The organism is Erysipelothrix sp. strain 2 (EsS2-7-Brazil) (assembly GCF_016617655.1).
Lineage (GTDB): Bacteria > Bacillota_I > Bacilli_A > Erysipelotrichales > Erysipelotrichaceae > Erysipelothrix > Erysipelothrix piscisicarius.
This window is the reverse complement of sequence record NZ_SCFT01000004.1, coordinates 793-3,594: the sequence shown is the minus strand read 5'-3', so window position 1 is coordinate 3,594 and position 2,802 is coordinate 793. Positions and strand designations below refer to the sequence as shown.

General features: G+C 31.5%; 2 protein-coding genes. Both read left to right on the top strand.

Going from position 1 to position 2,802, the window contains the following annotated elements:
- The coding region (locus tag EPJ90_RS02685) for a DUF1542 domain-containing protein (protein WP_200542538.1) at positions 1-896 on the top strand (896 nt) is incomplete at its 5' end.
- Positions 897-1,338: 442 nt separating this feature from the next.
- Positions 1,339-2,802 (top strand): leucine-rich repeat domain-containing protein (locus EPJ90_RS02680; RefSeq protein ID WP_161637586.1); only part of this gene is annotated, 1,464 nt, incomplete at its 3' end.

The following is a 2,802-nucleotide window of genomic DNA, read 5'->3' as shown; positions in this document are numbered from 1 at the left end:
AGCTCGATGCAATTGAATCAAAATATGAAGCAATAAATACCGGTAATTTGGATAAACTAAAAGAAGATTCAAAATCAGATCTTGACAAGAAAGCAGAAGATGCGAAAAAAGAAATCGATAAGTTACCGAATTTAACGGAAGAAGAAAAGCAAACTGCAAAAGAAGCGATAGATCAAAAAACAAAAGAAGGTAAAGATGCCATTGATCAAGCTACTACACCTAAAGAAATTGATAAGGTGATTGATGCAACAGACAAAGGCAATAACAAGATAATCGATGAAAGTACACTTCTTGATACGAAGAACAAAGCAAAATCAGATCTTGACAAGAAAGCAGAAGATGCGAAAAAAGAAATCGATAAGTTACCAAATTTAACGGAAGAAGAAAAGCAAACTGCAAAAGAAGCGATAGATCAAAAAACAAAAGAAGGTAAAGATGCCATTGATCAGGCTACTACACCTAAAGATGTAGAGGAAGCGAAAAATACAACAGATACAACTGTAAAAGAAGTCGTTGATCAAAGCACATTGCAAGATGCCAAAAATAAAGCCAAAAAAGAATTAGAGGCAAAAGCAGAGGAAACGAAGCAAGCGATTGATGCACTTCCGGGTCTTTCACAAGAAGAGAAATTAAAAGCAAAAGCGGAAGTTGATAAAGTATTGAAAGAGGGACTTAATTCAATTGAATTGGGTCAAACTGTTCAAGAAATTAACAAAGCATTAAATCGTTCAATTAAAGAATTGGAACAGATTATAAAGAAATTAACAAAATTTGCACCTATTTTACCAAATGCAGGAATTACTTCAAGCAAAGTGGTATTGTATGGAATATTAACAAGCTTAGTTGGTATGTTATTCTTCGTAATACAAATTATGAAAAATAGATATAATCATTAGTTGATTTTAAATATTACTAAGTGTAGTTAAGTGTAGTTTAATCATAGAAACCATATATTACCCAGATTTTTGGGTATCGGTTAAATATTTCGATTTATATTTTGAATTAGCTATAAGCTAATCTTTCAGGAGCATTACCAAGTGAAGTTCATTGTTGGATAGAATCATGGTAATGCTCTTATTCTTATAATTTCTAAATTAACTTTCACAATACTGGATCATTTGATTCGATATAAAAAGTATTATCCATTTTAAATTTATATAAGAGTCTCATAATTTTCTCACAGAAAAAGATCTGTATCATGTCGAAAATGTTAAGTTAGATTTTGAAAAACGTTTTATTACATAATTTATGGACTCAATCATAAAGTATTTACAAAACTTAAGTGTTTTGTGAGCTAATGCTACGATCATATAGAATGACATAAACAAGGAGAAAACCATGAGAAAACGGAATAGGATATTCATATTTACACTGTCACTTTGTCTGTTAATTTCCCCAGTTTTTGCTTTTGCAGATGAGGGAAAGAGCCTTGATGAATGGTTCACAAGACCTTCTATTGCACAGTTCGTTGCAGATAAATTGTCTGTATCACGTACCAGCAGTGTTACTTTGGCGCAACTTGATACTTTAACTACATTTAATCCAGCAATAGGAGAATTAGAGGATATGGAGTCGTTTCTTGAGATTTCAAATCTTCGAAATTTGGAAAGTATATATTTGAGAAAACAGAATCTTAAGAATTTTGAAGGTGTTGAAAATTTTAAAAATCTTGAAAGTTTAATGGTTGTCGAATCACCAATTGAGAGCATTTCAGGTATTGAACTATTAACACAACTAACCTTAATATCTCTAGGATACAACTATTCGTCTTCATTTATTCAAAATCCAAATGCACTGAAACCGATTGTTGATGTAAAAACTTTGAAATACATAGACCTTAGAATGATGGATCTAAGCAACGATCATTTTAAGAAGCTTAACCAGGTAAATCCGAATGTTGAAAATTTAAATTTACATGGAAATAATTTAACAAGTTTTGAAGGTTTGGGTGTGTTCTCTAAAGTTAAAAACATAAAAGTAACACAAAATGCTTTGAAGAGTATGAACGGTATTACCGCTTTTGATCAACTAGAAAGTCTTGATTTAAGTAATGAATACTTTGATAAACAGGAAGGTAACGGAATTTTAGATTTATCGCTTTTAACACTTTGTGGTGAAAGCTGTATGTACTATGATATGGATCGTAACAAGGTCGTACTTCAATTAGAAAAAGGTTTTGATAATTATTATATCGATTTAAATCAGTTTGTTATTCCAACTAGTTTAGAGAATTCAAGCAAACAGTTTCATTTCAAATTAACAGACCTCTCTGTTGGAACATATAATAAGGAAAAAAATATTGTTGAGTTTAAACACGAAGAATTAGAGAATATAAACTTTAATGAAGACTTTATTGAAGTAACTTTAAAGGATCAACATAATCAAAGTTATGGACGAACATTCATTTATAGCGATATGCCGACAGATGAAATTGAAATGTTCAAAGTAATCTATTCAGATGGAATTCAGGATGAAAACAGTTTTAAAGACCAAGTTTATCAAGAACTGGAAAAAGGAAGTGCCACACCTAAATATGTTGGAAACTTGAGTCGTGTAGGATACCAATTTAAGGGGTGGAGTCCATCGATCTCTGAAACGGTGACAGAGGATGCTATTTATGTAGCACAGTGGGAAGCCAATCCAATATATAAAAAAACATACAATGTTACATATAAAGATGGAATTCAGGATGAAAACAGTTTTAAAGACCAAGTTTATCAAGAACTGGAAAAAGGAAGTGCCACACCTAAATATGTTGGAAACTTGAGTCGTGTAGGATACCAATTTAAGGGGTGGAGTCCA